At 57.2% G+C, this 546-nt stretch carries 1 protein-coding gene; it reads right to left on the bottom strand.

Features of this window, described 5'->3' with window-relative positions; all coding sequences use genetic code 11:
- Positions 1–230: 230 nt before the first annotated feature.
- Positions 231–546, bottom strand: a 316-nt coding sequence (locus AC1DZC_RS20310; protein WP_477044546.1) for a hypothetical protein, incomplete at its 5' end; no start/stop codon positions are given.

Here is a 546-nt window from a genome sequence, read left to right as displayed (position 1 = left end):
CGTCCTCGGTCGCGTGAGCGCATGCGGAGCCTCTAGGATGTCGATCGGCTGCCGCCTTTGAAGCTGTCGATGCGTAAGCGGCCGAACTTGGTGCTCAWGGGGCGGGCAGTTTTCGGCGATGAAGGCATGACAATTGCCATTGCGCCGAGCTCCGCAGAATGGCCGGAGACGCCTCAAAGCCGACCCAATCGAGTTGTTCGGGAGGCGGTCCGGCGGATTGCGAACGAACACTATGGAGGCGGCACACCAAAAAGCTTCCATTCGATATCGGCGGTCATGGCAGCGAAGTCACCCGGAGCAAATACGAACGCTACAACACGCATCATTTTGCCTCGGCTCAAAACCGCCCAAACGTAACGATTGCCCAGATCCGTCTGATACAGTGCCCGGAATCCTACCGCATCCAGATCGCCCGGAGGTACGAAATTCTCTTCGCGGATAACATTTAACATCGGCCGTTCGTGAAATGCTTCTCGAACATTCGCGATGATCTCAGCGCGTGAGGGATGGCTCTTCCAGTCCGCTACAGACACGGCAATTGATGGC

The organism is Cellulomonas sp. P2_B4 (assembly GCF_056404795.1).
Note: the sequence above shows the minus strand (reverse complement) of the source record. Positions and strands in the feature narration are given on the sequence as shown.